This is a genomic window from Pedobacter cryoconitis, from assembly GCF_014200605.1.
In the GTDB taxonomy this organism is placed as follows: domain Bacteria; phylum Bacteroidota; class Bacteroidia; order Sphingobacteriales; family Sphingobacteriaceae; genus Pedobacter; species Pedobacter cryoconitis_B.
Genome location: NZ_JACHCE010000004.1, coordinates 307,780 through 321,942 on the forward strand (window position 1 = coordinate 307,780; position 14,163 = coordinate 321,942).

The window sequence follows — 14,163 nt, forward strand, 5'->3', positions numbered from 1 at the left end:
TTATACTATTTGTTATTAACGGTTATTTTTTCAAAGCCTTCAGTGCAAGCTTAAACGTGGTCCAGATCAACTCTTCACTAATCTGAAACGAAGCACCTGTTATACCGCGCCCTTGTTGGTGAAAGCGCATTAAAGTATATAATGGACCAAATGCAACAGACCAGTAAACATCAATAGGCAAGTCATCGATTTCTCCCCGTATTACAGTATTACTAATGAAACGCCCCAGATTTTCTTTGAACTTACTTAAGAAAGCACCTGTACTGCTTGTGAACATTTCAAGGAATTGCTGATGATAGGATGAACTGCTGATCTGATCGAAGAACTGCCCCAGCAAAGGATTTTCCACCATATAGTCGAACCGGTTGCGCCACTGGATCCGCAAGCCGTCTTCCAATGAAGCCTCCGGATCGAAATTTTTATTTATCGCATCTTCCATTCTTGCCCCCTCTTCCAATACGATCTTTAGAATAAGATCGTCCTTATCTTTGTAATAAACGTAAGGTGTACCTACCGAAACCCCACAGGCTTTAGCAAGTTTATTAATCGTAAAACCTTCCAAACCGTGTTTTACAATGGTTTCTATAGCTTTTTCTTTGACTAATTGTTCTTTATTAATATCTCTGGTCCGCATAATCTAATTATCGCACAAAACTAAATGATTATTCATTTAATTAGAAATTATTTTGATTTTATTTGAACATTGAACGAATTGTCAACTAATACTTCAATCCTAATTCAGGAGAATAACCTTTTCAATTGCTCTTTTGTAAAATATAAACACACAAAAACCTATACAAATAATGAAATAAATGCAAGAATAAAATAATTTATAAATAACTTGTAGTAAATATTTTAAACCTAAAAACAACCAAACATGAAAACACATTTCTATTTTTGCCTTATAGTACTGGCAGGACTATTAACAAGTGCAACTCCGAAAAGAGAAAAAATTCACAATTTTTCAAAAATGCCCGTTCAAGGTCAAACAAGGGTAAGTATATACACTACACTTACAAGAAAACTCGCATCTTCAGGAAGAGTTGTACCAGTTAACAGGGCAACGATTAAAAATTTGACAACGGGACAAAGTACTGTTACGAATGATGGCGGTCAGTCAGCATTAGATTTTAGTATTGGCGATCAGGTAAGAATTACGCTTCCTAAAAATGCTGCATTAGATCTTGGAGGACAAAGTAGTGTGTTAATAACCTGGACAGTTGGACAACCCCTTAACAAAACAATTGAAACTTATCTTACAGATATCGAAAGTACTCAGGCATGGTCTGGCACAGTCCTTTTAAATTAATCAAAAAAACTGCCGTCCTAATTATAATTAATCTCTGTCAAATAAAAATGCTACCTATAGGTGGCATTTTTAGCTTCCCCCTGTTTCCTTACCTAATCAATTGTCTGGTAAATCTATTCGCTTTTCAATAAATTCCAGGATATGAATTTCCCTGCAAATACGGATGATCAGGCACACCTTTAAGATAGCTGACCTTATCCCTCAACGATTAAAAATTGCATTTTTTTCAGCAAAAAAAGATATCAGCTATACTCAAATAAGATACTTCAATGTGATACCTGACAATTTTATTTATTTTTTTTAAAATCTGTAAGGTTTTCTATTTCTCTACGACCAAGCCTCAAACAAAACACAATCATCAAACATGAACAACACAAAAAACCAAAACACAAAACGTGAAGGTGAAATTGACCTGTTAAAGGGCAGAACGAAAGGAATACGAAAAGCTATTTCCTACAAATTAGCTCAGGCAACGGCTAAAGTCACCGCAACCTGTTGTCTTTTTGCCAGCCTGCTATTTGGAGTATCAAGTGCCCACGCCGATGTTCCAATAAATCGCATTGTCTACATTGACTTTAACATGAATTCACCAGGTGATCACTCTGGGTCAAGTATGCAATCCCGGTATGCACAAATGATCAATGAAATAAGGAATGCTACTGGTCATACCTTCCGCCAAACAGTACTTGCCACGCAAGGCAATAGCAATCCGGGCATAATCCGTATAAGATTTATCAGTGGTGCAACACAAACATTGCTTTGGATATCACCACAGGATCTTTACGTACGGGGTTTTACAAATGTCCACGGACAAACGTTTCAGTTTAATGATCCTGAATATGACTTAGCAAATCAGCTAAGAGATTTAGAGTATCAGGCAGGGACAATCAGAACACTATCTTACGGAAGCAATTATAACGAACTGTCGGGTAGAGATGCTGCGAACCGGGGAAGGGGTGCTACTCCGCTAAACTACAATTCATTCTGGAATACCTTTTTCAACCTGGCATTTATGACTGACCCGACAGGGCCCCGCACCAGGGAATCTGCTCAATCGTTGATGACAATGATTCAAATCACTTCCGAAGCAGTACGTTTTCCTGACGTATATAATGTGATATATAATGCTATGGGTGCCGGGACTTATACAGGACTACCAGCCTATCAGCAAGTGCTGGAGAACAGATGGGGCGCTATATCGGAATGGGCTTTTACGCTGAACAACAATCCAGGAGTAGGGCCGCTTGTGGTTAGGGGAGCCAATCCTAATAATGGAGACAGCCCGACATCAGCGCCTAACGATTTGACCTTGCGTTCATGGGCAGATGTTCAGCGTTATCTAAGAGTGTTGCTGAATGCACCAAATGGTTTGGGTAATGGTGGCAGTGCCGGTAATTGGGGCCGCACAGAGCTATAACAAGCAGCTATTTGTCATCAGCACATATTTTTCTATAAAACATTAAAAAAGAAACAATTAAAATCGGTGATGAAGCTATCATTATAGCTTCATCAATAAACATATACAGATGAAAATTAACTTCCTAAAATCAAGTATTATCCTTGGCCTTGCATTCGTAACCGGTCTTGCATCCTGTTCAAAAGATAACAAGAACTTGTCTTCCAATTTACAGCCTCAGAATTTGAAATCAGATATAACCGTACAGTTAGCTAACCATGCAAAGTTTGGAAACATTTTAACCGACAAGGCAGGACGTACTCTATACAGCTCTGCTGCAGATTCCACTACCGCTGCCCAGTCCAATTGTTATGGTGACTGCGCAGTAAAATGGCCTCCTTTTTATGACGCGAATCCATCCATAGGAACAGGACTTGATAGTGCAGACTTTGGTACCATTACCCGCACAGATAATACCAAACAAACTACTTATAAAGGATGGCCCCTACATTACTATTCTGGTGATAACCAACCAGGCGACACCAATGGCGATGGTATACTTAAAACATGGTTTGTAGCCACACCAGTTTATAACTTAACGTTTGCGATGTAACGATCAATAAACGTTTTGTGGCTTATAATAATAACCCCGTAAAAAAAACGCGCTGATCAGCGCGTTTTTTTTGTATCTCATCAGAAAAAAACAAATTGCTGTTAACCCTGACTAATCTTTTCTTTTACTGTAAAAAATCAGAACCTTTTTCCGATACCAAAACTAAATAACCACGGATCTATTTTTGTATTCGCCATTACAGTTGCACCACCAGCAACTTCCGGTATAGTAGTTATTGTTGCCTCTGTTCTTAGCCAGATTTTCTTCACATCTAGATTCAGGAATAAGTTCTTACCAATATCAAAATCACTACCAATCTGTGCAGCAAAGGCAAACTTATTTTTATAATCAGTACTCGCTATAGCAGGGCCATTTTTAGCGCCATAAAAAACCGTATAGTTTACACCCGCACCTAAATAAGGTAAAATACCTTTTGCAACTGGTAAATGGTATAAAAATGTTAATGTGGGTGGCAATAACCATACTTTACCCACATTTATATTTCCCAAAGCAGTTTCTGTTGCTGTTATTTTATGACGTGTTGTACCCAGGATTAAATTTGCTGAGAAGTTTTTAGTTAAAAAATAAGTAAAATCCAGTTCAGGGATTACTGTTGTACTTATATCTGCCGATCCGCCTATTGTACTGATCGTTGCACTCGCATCAGGAGCAACTACTGTTCCACGTAATCTTACGCGCCACTCCCCTTTTTGTTGCGCTAAACCTGTCAGTGTCACGCTTACTAAAAGCGCTAGTATCCATACCTTTTTCATAATGAATCATTTAAAATTATGTATCAAAAGTATTCATGACTACACGACCTTCACATGAGTTTAAACAGTTTTCTCCATGATCTTAATCATAAAAAACATTGGTTATATACAGTTTTAGCTGTCATTTTAAGAATATTTCTACAGTGTGATTCCATCAAATTAAATGTAACTTTTATATTACAATAACTAAAACGAATTTCCGTTTATCATGTTGAAACTTTATAAAACACACAATGAATTATCAAAAGCCAATTTTATTATTATTTGCATCTATAGCCCTATCTGTGGCATGCAAAAAAGACAACAGTGCTGATGCACAGCCGATTGACACTTCACAACCTTCCGGAAACAAAACCTCCTGGTGGAAACCCGCTGCAGGTGTTAGTTTTGACTGGCAGCTTGATGATATTAACAGTGCAACAAATTTTTCGGCTGATGTAGTCGATGTAGATGCCTTCACGACCACTGCAGAAACAGTTGCAGCTTTACATGCCAAAGGAAAAAAAGTAATTGCCTATCTCTCCGTTGGAACTATTGAAAATGATCGCGATGATGCTTCCTTAATCCCTGCTGAGCTTATTGGAAAACAGTACCCTGAATGGCCAAAAGAAAAATGGCTGGATATCCGGCAGATAGACAAGCTTAAACCATGGCTAAATTCCAGATTAAATATGATATTAAAAAAAGGATTTGACGGTATTGAACCAGACAATATGGACTCTTATGATAATGACCCTGGTTTTAACATTCAGTTAGCTGATACAAAAAAGTATGCAGACTACCTTATTAACCTGGCGCATAGCAACGGCTTATCTATAGGACAAAAAAATGTCAAAGAATTAACAGCGGACTATGCCTCCAAATTTGACTGGGCCTTAACAGAAGATGCTTTCGCTCAAGGCTGGCAAGCTCAGGTGTCTGGCTACATCCAATTAAACAAACCTGTTTTTGCCGTTGAATATACCGACAAAATGTCCCAATCCAACTTTCAGACCAATGTCTGCCCTTCAGCTAAACAACTGAAGTACACCGCAATATTAAAAAAACGGGATTTATCGCAATGGGTAGACCGCTGCAATTAATTGTTTAAAATAAAGCTTATTCATCAATACCAGGCAGGACAGGTAAACATTTTGCTTATTACCTGTCCCCTCACTACTTTGAGATTTTTTAACAAAAAAATAGCTGTTATTTTAAACTCCCTGTTTAATTATATCTTCGTTTTCCTCTAACTCCTTCCACACTCTTTCTTTTGGAAATGCTGTCGAACCGCCTAAAAAGTAAATAAATAATAACTCTTTAAATTGTCCGGTTCGCCAAAGTAACTCAAATTCCCTGTCACCTTCTTTTATAGCAATTTCAATTCTGTCATCATACAATAAACCTCCATTTAATCTCCGGTCTCTTGCATTCAGACTAATCTTCTTTTTCAATTGATCATTCCCAAATTCAACTGTTGAATTTATGGTATGAATGATATTTTTTATGATTTCTTCATTGCTTTGTTTATCAGAATTCCATAAAATCCAGCACTTTAAAAATAATGCCGATTCGATCCAGGTCCATAAGTTATAATTGCCAGTAAAGTTTTCTTCTTCTAAAATTTCACATACTTCCAAAGACTCTTTCTGATAGTTTTTAAAATACAAATCAAAAGCAAACCGGCTTGCTCTTTCCAATTCTTTGGCAGCTGTCGGCTTGTATTTTGTGTATAAGGAAATTGCAGTTCTTCGTAATTTTTTGTCGGTTATGGATTCAGCTACAGCTTGAAATTTCTGGTTCATATATTATTTTTAAATCATTAAGATTAACTATTTAAATTTTTCTGGAATTATTTAGATTGCAATATCTAAACAATTAATACCAGAAATAAAGTTTAATTTTTTTTATTTATGTCATTAACCCCTCAACCTATCCCTACGGATTACGAACGCCTGGTTTTATCAGGCAAAGACTATTTCCCCCTACCCGCCCCATCTCCAAAAGAAAGCTGGGAATCCAAAGTCAGAACAGTTACACTTGCGCTGGCATCCAAAGCCCCTTATATCGGGAGTGCCATCAGTTTCATCATTAAAAGCTTTTGGAAGGAAGCAAAAGCTGATATCTGGGCACAAATCAGCGACAATGTTTCGAACGTGATTAAACTGGCATTTCTGGAATTTGAAATGAACCGTGATGGAAGCGAACTGATGGCGATCAAAAGCGACATGATCTCTTATGTAATGGCAAAGAACAAAACAGAGCAAGCCATGAAGCTGAGTATCCTAATCAGCAAGTGTACAGAAATGTACTTTAAACTCACAAAATCCAAACAAAAAATTGAGCTCATCCCCTTTACCGTCACCTTTTCCATTATTCACCTGGGTATTCTTAAAGAGAGAATTAACTCAGGCAAATCGTTATTTGGTGAATTTGATGAGGCCTGGGTATTTGACCTGCAGCAACAAATAGATAGCTATCAGACTTTTTTCAGAGAACAGATACCAGAATTAATCAATTGGCGCTCACAGCAAATTATTTACGAAAGCGTTACTACAGGCCTGTTTATTAAAGATACAGATATTCTTTTAAAGGATAAATTTACAGATAACAACAACTTTAAACAAAACTACAGGTTTGTTGATGGCAAGGATTATAGAAGAGAAGAAGTACTTAAGATTAAGGAAGGCTGGATGTCATTCTGGAACGCTGATTTTGCACAATCTTATGCTTCCTTCTTTTATACTAACCGCCTGATGCCAGGCGCAGAAAATGCGCCTCCTAATATTGACCCTCATTTTAATATAATTACGATAGGACCATTCTCACCTGGTAACGAAAATACTTTTCATGCGATGCGCCCCGCAAATGAGAATCAAAAGGGTGGTAAGATCAAAGAAATCATCTTTAATTATGGAAATAATATGGATAGTTTTCAGGTAAATTTCGAAGACCATGACGGACTAAGACCTACAAAAATTGGCGGCGATAAAATGAAAGTTGTAAAGGCCGATCCGGATAAAGAAATTGTTGCTTTAAGATTTTATCACTCAGGCTCACGTTACGAATCTGCCCTCAGATCAATAAATTTTGTTTACGAAGATGGAACTGAGAGTGAAACCGTAATGGTCAAAGAAAAACAGACACTTGATTTCAAAGAAATTAGAATACCAAAGAATTATAAGATCACTAATTTACGTTCTGCAAGAGATACAAGATCTTCAACCGGGAACTTTTACTATTGGTTTTGGTTGGAATTAACATTTAATCCCATTTATTTATAACCTGTTTATGATAACTTCTCCCAGGCTGATCAGGCAGGGAGAAGTTACTTTCTTTATTTTGCGTATTTGAATTAGTAGACCTCCAGTTTATCACTCTTTTTAACCCGATGTAACTCCAGTCCATAACTTTTCAAGTTACCTTCCTTATCTCTCGCATATAAAGGAGTTGATCCGTCATCAGTTATTAATCCAGCCAATTTCCCATTAGGATGAATAAATAATTTATAACCTGTTAATGGTTGCATCTCTCCCTTAGAATGATTTACGCTTTGAACAAATGAATGCAGATATTCATTTTGTTTTGCCACATCGTAATACATCGAAACCATTTCCCGCTCCCGCGATTTTTTGTACAACCGAAGATATTCAGCAGAGTTTCCCAGATTAATTATCTCATGTACATTTTTATAATAAGCCAGAATTTCATTGAGCAGCTTAGCAGGATCTTCTTTTGTTAAATCCTGAGAATTCTCTAAACCTTCCAGTTTATAAGATACAACTGCATCAAATGTCCATGTATGGACTAAAGAATCTACGGGATGATCAATCTCCGGAAAACTACATCTGTTCACCTTGTTTACAGGTGCTGGCTCTCCATTTTCTGTGTAGATGATATCAATAAAATAGTCCTTCGCTTGTTGCGGTGTTATTTTATTCCGGGGATTCAAAGGTTTTACAATCAGTGTTACATACTGGATTCCTTTTTTTGATATAAACGGGTTCAGATAGTCAGCCCCGCTAATTACACCGTCTCTTCTATTTCTGCGAATTTTGATTCCATTTAAAATCAAATCAAAACTACCTCCAAAATCGTAATTGGCAAAATAAATATGCTTCATGGTATCCGCATATTTATAGTGATTTAACCGATTTTCTTGTTTAGCCTGAGTGCAACTACAGTTGATTAGTAACAGCCAGACCAGCTGGATATATATTAATAGTCTCATTAAAACTGAACTAAATATTTAAAATAAATTTCTATCTTTTCTGGGTTTTAAAGCTTGTTTTTTGATCTGAGAAAAGCCGTATCAGGTTTATCGGTTACAAAAGTAAAACTCAATTTCTCACCATGTTGTGTCCAGGCCGTGGGGATTGTATCTGGCGGATGTTGTGCATCAGAAAAAATCAAATCTGAAAAATACTGCGTATTATTTTCTATTTTAAAATAGCCATTGGTAGCTGTCCGTGTAAATTTGGGATTTCCACGTATATTTTCTTTAACCAGTACATTTGACACTGGTTTTCTAGTTATTTCATCATAAACATATCCATGATAGTATGGCTGCCGCGTTCCGGAACAGCTGAGTAAAAAAACTGAAATCAGTAAAATCATTTTGTATAACCTCATTTTATCCTATATTTTTTAATCCTTTTATATTTTTGCAGTAAATAAGCCCGTTTAAAACAATAAGGATAATAAGCCAAACTTAATAAATATCGAAAATAAGAAAGCTGTACAATCTTTACCAGGTTGGGAAGGCATTAGCATTTACAGTAATAATGCTTCAAAATTATCCTGCGTTTTAAATGAAGATGAGCCACGGGGTAATTATCAGAAAGCAGTAGAAAACCTGATAAGTGAGAGCAGAATTACAGGAGTCAGACAGGCGGTTATCCAATGTGGGTTCAGCGATAAGCATTAAAAAATAAATAATGAAAATAGAATTCGTCCCTGAAATAAATTATCCCGGAATTTATTTCAGACAGCTTGAAAAAGAAGATTTACAGAGCTGGTATAGCTATTTGTCTATCAAAGAAGTATATCAGGATACAAGCTGGGACCTCAGTTCTGTTAAAGATCTGGATGTCTTATATCAGGAATATATCTCTGCTGATAAAGATTCTGCTGTACGTTTAGCTGTAATTGATAAGGCAGCTAATAAGTTAATAGGAACTATAGGTTTTCATACGATCTCTACTTTAAACAAAAGTGCAGAAATTGCTTACGATTTATCACCTGATTACTGGGGGAAAGGTATAGCACCTGCAATATGCAAAGCAATAACCAGCTGGGGCTTTTCCAGACTTGGTTTAGTAAGGATACAGGCTACTGTTCTTGAAACAAATTCACGTTCTGAAAAGGTGCTGGTTAAATGCGGCTATACTTACGAAGGATTGTTAAAATCATACCGTACGGTCAGAGGGACACCAGGTAATTTCAAGATGTATGCAAAGCTGGTTGAAACCTCTGTAAAACTTATGGATTAGCTATTCATAACTCTGAATTCTATGGGAGTTTTTCCTGTTTTTTGCTTAAAAAGTTTATTAAAGTACTGAGGATAATCAAATCCTAAAGCGTACGCTATTTCACTAACAGATTTGTTTGTACTTAACAGTGTATTTTTAGCTTCCTCAATTAAATAAAAATGGATGTGGTCCAGGGTGTTTTTCCCTGTTTCCTTTTTGAGTAGATCGCTCAAATACCCAGGAGACAGATTCACCCGGTCTGCCAGATATTTTACTGTCGGCAATCCATTTTCATTTATAGCAGTATTCTTAAAATATGCTGTCAGAATTTTCTCAATTTGAACTATTACTGAATTGTTAGAACTCTTTCTTGTAATAAATTGCCGCCCGTAAAAACGTGTACAATAACTTAACAGCAATTCAAGTGTAGAAACAATAATAGCCTGACTATGCATATCGATGTTCTCCTTAAGCTCAGTTTCGAGCTTCAATACACAGTCGTATAAGAGCTGCTTTTCCTTTTCTGACAAATGCAATGCTTCGGATGTTTCGTAAGAAAAAAAACTATATTCCCTCATTTTATCATTTAATGAAGTCGTCCTGATCAGATCAGGATGGAAAAATAAGCCCCAACCCATTGCGTTTTCCTGAGCTTGTACTTCATTATCTATTTCAATGACCTGATTGGGGGCCATACAGATTAAACTGCCATCCTGAAAATCAATAGTTTTGCGCCCGTATTTTATTTTGTTGCTTGGGTAACTTTTAAACATCATTGAATAAAAATCTGAGGAAATTTTCAGCCCGTCTTCTATTGGCTCACCTATCTTACTAAAATCTATGATAGCTATCAAAGGATGCTGAATATGATTACCCAAACCAAATAGCTTCAGTAAATCTGAGATCATTTGCAAATGGATAAATTCATTTCTCATATCAATCATGTTTTTCTGTAAATATCATTATTATCAGAGTCATCACCACTGCGATGACTCCAATAATCCAATTTAAAGAGATTAAATCCCGAATTGTTTTTTTATACCTTCCATGAAAGATTCATCGTCATATTGTCTGCGGTTGTCGACCATAACCTGCGCATCATTACCAGCGGTATATCTGAGTTGATCTTTACCATCGGTAGCCGCTTCATAAATAACATTAGCGATTACACTTGCAGATGAAGCATTCTGAAATAACTCACCCATTGCTGAAATAATTTTTCCAACCAGCGGCTGGTATTCAGCAAGAGTTTCATCGTTACTAATATCAAGCGAACGACCTGTAAAATCAGTTGCAATAGCCCCCGGTTCCACAATCTTTACCTGACCACCAAACTGTTCAAGCTCATATTTTAAAGATTCAGAAATACCTTCTATAGCAAATTTGGTTCCATGATACAAAGTACCTAATGGAAACGTCATTTTACCACCGATAGAGGAAATATTAATAATCATACCACTTCTATTCACCCGAAAATGAGGTAACAATGATTTAGTTACATCGATCAGGCCAATCACATTCGTATTAAACTGACGTATAATATTTTCTCTTGGAAAAGATTCCAAAGGTCCATAGGCGCCATAACCAGCGTTATTAAGCAGTACATCAATTTTCCCGAATCTTTGAATCCCCATCTTTACTGTATTCTCAATGGAACTTAAATCCAAAACGTCGAGCTTGGTTACCAGAACATCTTCTAATGCTGCGAGTTCTATACCGTTTACCGTGTTACGCATACTAGCGATAACATTCCAGCCTTTACGTTGAAATAATCCAGCTGTTTCTTTTCCTAAACCACTGCTTGCACCTGTTATTAAAATTGTCTTTCTCATTTTTGTAATTTTAAATTATAATGTAAAATTGCTATCAATAGATGAGCTGCAGATAATACAAATTCCTGTGATTTGTATTCTTTTTACTGATTTTCAGGCTGAGCTATTCATTCAACAGCTTATCTTTGTTTTAAATAAATGACCAGCGGTGGAAGAAACTACAGGATTACTGGACAAGATCAGGCATCACGATAAACTCGCGATCGCCCTGAATGAGAATTGCAAAATAACTTTGCCTGAGGACGTCATACGTATATTGCGCAAACCCCACCGGCTTTCCTTCTATTATTTCCAGTACCTGGAAAAGGATTCAGCAACATTTAAGACTGATTTAAAAGAATTCATCATTAATGATGGTGAACTGGCTTTCGGATTGCCCAACCAGATCTTTACCAAGTTGCCCTATGATAAAACGATGCCTCAATATGCGCTTTCTTTTGATGAGCATACACTAACACTGCTGCCCGGCACTTATCAATTTCTTGTTAATCCATTCAACACCAATGCGATTACCTTTGATCCGGCTGCGCAACAAAGAATCAAAAATCTGCTGTCAGGGCTGTTTCAACTCCTTCACGCCCCCGGAAAGCAAAGAAAAGCAGAAGTCATCCTGGCCCATCTCCATACCTTGCTGACCGAGTTCAATACCGCCTATTTTGAGCAATACCAAAACCACAAAGGTATTACCGGTTCCAGACTGGAAAAATATATCGCTTTTAAACTGGCAGTGGAAATCCAGCTGACCGAGCACCATGATGTACAAAGTATTGCAGATAGCCTGGCACTGACCTCCAATACCTTATATGCTATTGTAAAAGAATTTGGAGGAGTTTCTCCAAAAGAATGGATCACGAACCGGCTCATGCTCGAAGCACAGCGGAAATTGCAATATTCCAATATTTCAGTTAAGGAGCTGGCTTATGAACTAGGCTTTAACGATCCAGGCTATTTTTCACGTCTTTTCAAAAAAAGTATCGGTAAGAGCATTAGCAGCTATCTGGCTGAATTGAAGGATTTGTCCCACAATTAAGAGGATTTGTCCCTGTCTCCCATTTTTTCGCCGTCTACCTTTGTTCAACAACAAAAGGAACAAAAATGAAATCAGCATTAGTAACAGGCGCAAACAAAGGCATTGGCTTTGAAGTAGCAAAAATACTTGCCCAAAAAGGATTCTTAGTATATTTAGGTTGCCGAAAACTGGAAAATGGCCTGTCAGCAGTTGAAAAGCTTAAATCTTTAGGGCTTACAAACGTAGAAGCGATAGAACTGGACGTAACCGATCAGGACTCTGTCCATGCCGCATCTACAACAATTGGTGAAAAATCGGAAATTTTGGATGTCCTGGTTAATAACGCAGGCATAGCGGGAGAAATACCACAATCAGCAATCCATTCCACTATCGATCAATTTAAAACAGTTTATGAGACAAACGTCTTTGGTGTCGTACGCGTTACCCAGACTTTTATTGAATTGTTAAAAAAATCAGCAGAACCACGTATTGTGAATGTCAGTTCCGCAATGGGTTCATTAGCGCTGGCAGCCAACAAATCCTCAGCCGCTTATGACAATAAAATTGCCATATACCAGTCCAGTAAAACAGCACTTAACATGTACACCGTTCAGCTTGCTTACGAGCTTCGTGACACTGCATTCAAAGTTAATGCTGTTTGTCCGGGATGGACTAAAACTGACTTTACCAATCAGCAAGGTACCAGTACTGTTGAAGAAGCAGGGCAGCGTATTGCCAAATATGCATTAATTGGTCACAACGGGCCTACCGGGGAATATTTCAGTGAAGAATATTTTCCCGGGTCAAACTGTCCCTGGTAAAACCTAAATTTCACATCAGGGGTTATTACTCAATATAACCCCTTTAATTTTATTTTGCCTTTTTACGATAACCCGCAGGTGAAACTCCCATTAACCTTGTAAACATCCTCGAAAAATAATAAGGGTCCTGAATACCAAGCGTAACAGAAACGCTTTTCACAGACATATCTGTAAATGATAAATACTGACAGGCATGCTGTATTTTCAGATGGTTATAATATTCTATCGGAGAATACCCCGTTTTAGCTTTAAAAACAGAAGAAAAATGGGAAACAGAAAGACTCGCAAAATCGGCCAGCTCTTTTAGCGTCACATCAGTCTGGATTTTTCGCTGCATCAATCCGATAGTGAGTTCTATTACATTTTTCTGTGGTTGCTGATCCGGACTGCTGAATTTCTTCTGATAAATCAACGAAGACAAAAAGTGCGAGAAAGTCATGCTGACATAACGCAGTGCATCACTGCCGTATCCCATTTCCAAAGTATGATAAATATCATCAAACAACCTGATTCGCTGTTCATTATAAGACAGATTAGGCTGGAAATTTTCCGTATTCTTTAAAATCAGTTCCACAATATAACTTGACAATTCTCCTTTAAAATGTATCCAGTAAATTGTCCATGGTTTATTTTCACTTGCACCATATTTATGCGGAACATTTTTAGGGATGACGATAAACTCAGAAGGCCCTATTTCTATCCTTTTCTTATTAATTTCTACCCAGCCAAAACCTTCAATGCAGTAAATGATAATGTGCTGACCAATACCTGCATTACGTTCCGCATAATGAAAGCCCGCCTTAGGATAATAACCAATATCAGTAATATGTATCTGCTTAGTAATTGCATCCTTGATTAAAAAATCATTGATTACCTTTTTAGGAAGAACTATTAGTTTCTGCCCATAAAAACCTTCCCTTTTGCGGAGTTCATTTGCTTTCATAACACAAACTTATCATA

Annotated in this window: 16 protein-coding genes; 8 read left to right on the top strand and 8 right to left on the bottom strand. The window is 37.1% G+C overall.

Features of this window, described 5'->3' with window-relative positions:
• Window positions 1-22: 22 nt before the first annotated feature.
• On the bottom strand, window positions 23-634 hold the full coding sequence (locus HDE68_RS14645; RefSeq protein ID WP_183882962.1) for a TetR/AcrR family transcriptional regulator: 612 nt from the start codon (window positions 632-634) through the stop codon (window positions 23-25).
• A gap of 243 nt (window positions 635-877) precedes the next feature.
• Between HDE68_RS14645 and HDE68_RS14650 the strand changes: the two genes are divergently transcribed.
• The 3 genes from HDE68_RS14650 (at window position 878) to HDE68_RS14660 (ending at window position 3,318) form a co-directional block, all read left to right on the top strand.
• Entirely contained in the window at window positions 878-1,309 is a 432-nt protein-coding gene (locus tag HDE68_RS14650) for a hypothetical protein (protein WP_183882963.1), read from the top strand.
• Window positions 1,310-1,673: 364 nt separating this feature from the next.
• A complete protein-coding gene (locus tag HDE68_RS14655) occupies window positions 1,674-2,726 on the top strand; it encodes a ribosome-inactivating family protein (protein WP_183882964.1) in 1,053 nt (350 codons plus the stop codon).
• Window positions 2,727-2,835: 109 nt separating this feature from the next.
• Window positions 2,836-3,318: a hypothetical protein gene (locus HDE68_RS14660; protein ID WP_183882965.1), complete on the top strand. Its 483-nt coding sequence runs from the start codon at window positions 2,836-2,838 to the stop codon at window positions 3,316-3,318.
• 137 nt (window positions 3,319-3,455) lie between these two features.
• Here the strand turns inward: HDE68_RS14660 and HDE68_RS14665 are convergent, their stop codons facing one another.
• Entirely contained in the window at window positions 3,456-4,091 is a 636-nt protein-coding gene (locus tag HDE68_RS14665; RefSeq protein ID WP_183882966.1) for an OmpW/AlkL family protein, read from the bottom strand.
• A gap of 233 nt (window positions 4,092-4,324) precedes the next feature.
• On the opposite strand from HDE68_RS14665, the gene HDE68_RS14670 reads away from it, so the two are divergent.
• Window positions 4,325-5,173 carry an endo alpha-1,4 polygalactosaminidase gene (locus tag HDE68_RS14670; protein ID WP_183882967.1) on the top strand — a complete coding sequence of 283 codons (849 nt, stop codon included), beginning with the start codon at window positions 4,325-4,327 and terminating at the stop codon, window positions 5,171-5,173.
• A gap of 111 nt (window positions 5,174-5,284) precedes the next feature.
• On the opposite strand, the gene HDE68_RS14675 is transcribed toward HDE68_RS14670, so the two are convergent.
• Entirely contained in the window at window positions 5,285-5,875 is a 591-nt protein-coding gene (locus tag HDE68_RS14675) for a DUF6707 family protein (protein ID WP_183882968.1), read from the bottom strand.
• Between the two features lie 108 nt (window positions 5,876-5,983).
• Between HDE68_RS14675 and HDE68_RS14680 the strand changes: the two genes are divergently transcribed.
• Complete coding sequence (locus HDE68_RS14680) at window positions 5,984-7,354, top strand: hypothetical protein (RefSeq protein ID WP_183882969.1); 1,371 nt, start codon at window positions 5,984-5,986, stop codon at window positions 7,352-7,354.
• Between the two features lie 71 nt (window positions 7,355-7,425).
• On the opposite strand, the gene HDE68_RS14685 is transcribed toward HDE68_RS14680, so the two are convergent.
• Together HDE68_RS14685 and HDE68_RS14690 are read right to left on the bottom strand one after the other, a co-directional pair.
• Window positions 7,426-8,193, bottom strand: a complete 768-nt coding sequence (locus HDE68_RS14685; RefSeq protein WP_183882970.1) for a hypothetical protein — start codon at window positions 8,191-8,193, stop codon at window positions 7,426-7,428.
• 155 nt (window positions 8,194-8,348) lie between these two features.
• Window positions 8,349-8,702: a hypothetical protein gene (locus HDE68_RS14690; protein ID WP_183882971.1), complete on the bottom strand. Its 354-nt coding sequence runs from the start codon at window positions 8,700-8,702 to the stop codon at window positions 8,349-8,351.
• Between the two features lie 305 nt (window positions 8,703-9,007).
• Between HDE68_RS14690 and HDE68_RS14695 the strand changes: the two genes are divergently transcribed.
• A complete protein-coding gene (locus HDE68_RS14695) occupies window positions 9,008-9,562 on the top strand; it encodes a GNAT family N-acetyltransferase (RefSeq protein ID WP_183882972.1) in 555 nt (184 codons plus the stop codon).
• On the opposite strand, the gene HDE68_RS14700 is transcribed toward HDE68_RS14695, so the two are convergent.
• Complete coding sequence (locus tag HDE68_RS14700; RefSeq protein ID WP_183882973.1) at window positions 9,559-10,476, bottom strand: helix-turn-helix domain-containing protein; 918 nt, start codon at window positions 10,474-10,476, stop codon at window positions 9,559-9,561. The genes HDE68_RS14695 and HDE68_RS14700 overlap by 4 nt on opposite strands.
• Window positions 10,477-10,557: 81 nt before the next feature.
• On the bottom strand, window positions 10,558-11,373 hold the full coding sequence (locus HDE68_RS14705) for an SDR family oxidoreductase (RefSeq protein WP_183882974.1): 816 nt from the start codon (window positions 11,371-11,373) through the stop codon (window positions 10,558-10,560).
• Between the two features lie 148 nt (window positions 11,374-11,521).
• Between HDE68_RS14705 and HDE68_RS14710 the strand changes: the two genes are divergently transcribed.
• Window positions 11,522-12,403, top strand: a complete 882-nt coding sequence (locus tag HDE68_RS14710) for a helix-turn-helix domain-containing protein (RefSeq protein ID WP_183882975.1) — start codon at window positions 11,522-11,524, stop codon at window positions 12,401-12,403.
• 65 nt (window positions 12,404-12,468) lie between these two features.
• Window positions 12,469-13,203, top strand: coding sequence for an SDR family oxidoreductase (locus HDE68_RS14715; protein ID WP_183882976.1), 735 nt, complete (start codon window positions 12,469-12,471; stop codon window positions 13,201-13,203).
• A gap of 49 nt (window positions 13,204-13,252) precedes the next feature.
• Here HDE68_RS14715 and HDE68_RS14720 read toward each other — a convergent pair whose 3' ends face one another.
• Complete coding sequence (locus HDE68_RS14720; RefSeq protein ID WP_183882977.1) at window positions 13,253-14,146, bottom strand: AraC family transcriptional regulator; 894 nt, start codon at window positions 14,144-14,146, stop codon at window positions 13,253-13,255.
• Window positions 14,147-14,163 lie beyond the last annotated feature (17 nt).

Bases quoted from the DNA above. Each gene is read 5' to 3' on its own strand.
- HDE68_RS14645 (WP_183882962.1), bottom strand. From the start codon at position 634: ATGCGGACCAGAGATATTAATAAAGAACAATTAGTCAAAGAAAAAGCT.
- HDE68_RS14650 (WP_183882963.1), top strand. From the start codon at position 878: ATGAAAACACATTTCTATTTTTGCCTTATAGTACTGGCAGGACTATTA.
- HDE68_RS14655 (WP_183882964.1), top strand. From the start codon at position 1,674: ATGAACAACACAAAAAACCAAAACACAAAACGTGAAGGTGAAATTGAC.
- HDE68_RS14660 (WP_183882965.1), top strand. From the start codon at position 2,836: ATGAAAATTAACTTCCTAAAATCAAGTATTATCCTTGGCCTTGCATTC.
- HDE68_RS14665 (WP_183882966.1), bottom strand. From the start codon at position 4,091: ATGAAAAAGGTATGGATACTAGCGCTTTTAGTAAGCGTGACACTGACA.
- HDE68_RS14670 (WP_183882967.1), top strand. From the start codon at position 4,325: ATGAATTATCAAAAGCCAATTTTATTATTATTTGCATCTATAGCCCTA.
- HDE68_RS14675 (WP_183882968.1), bottom strand. From the start codon at position 5,875: ATGAACCAGAAATTTCAAGCTGTAGCTGAATCCATAACCGACAAAAAA.
- HDE68_RS14680 (WP_183882969.1), top strand. From the start codon at position 5,984: ATGTCATTAACCCCTCAACCTATCCCTACGGATTACGAACGCCTGGTT.
- HDE68_RS14685 (WP_183882970.1), bottom strand. From the start codon at position 8,193: ATGAAGCATATTTATTTTGCCAATTACGATTTTGGAGGTAGTTTTGAT.
- HDE68_RS14690 (WP_183882971.1), bottom strand. From the start codon at position 8,702: ATGAGGTTATACAAAATGATTTTACTGATTTCAGTTTTTTTACTCAGC.
- HDE68_RS14695 (WP_183882972.1), top strand. From the start codon at position 9,008: ATGAAAATAGAATTCGTCCCTGAAATAAATTATCCCGGAATTTATTTC.
- HDE68_RS14700 (WP_183882973.1), bottom strand. From the start codon at position 10,476: ATGAGAAATGAATTTATCCATTTGCAAATGATCTCAGATTTACTGAAG.
- HDE68_RS14705 (WP_183882974.1), bottom strand. From the start codon at position 11,373: ATGAGAAAGACAATTTTAATAACAGGTGCAAGCAGTGGTTTAGGAAAA.
- HDE68_RS14715 (WP_183882976.1), top strand. From the start codon at position 12,469: ATGAAATCAGCATTAGTAACAGGCGCAAACAAAGGCATTGGCTTTGAA.
- HDE68_RS14720 (WP_183882977.1), bottom strand. From the start codon at position 14,146: ATGAAAGCAAATGAACTCCGCAAAAGGGAAGGTTTTTATGGGCAGAAA.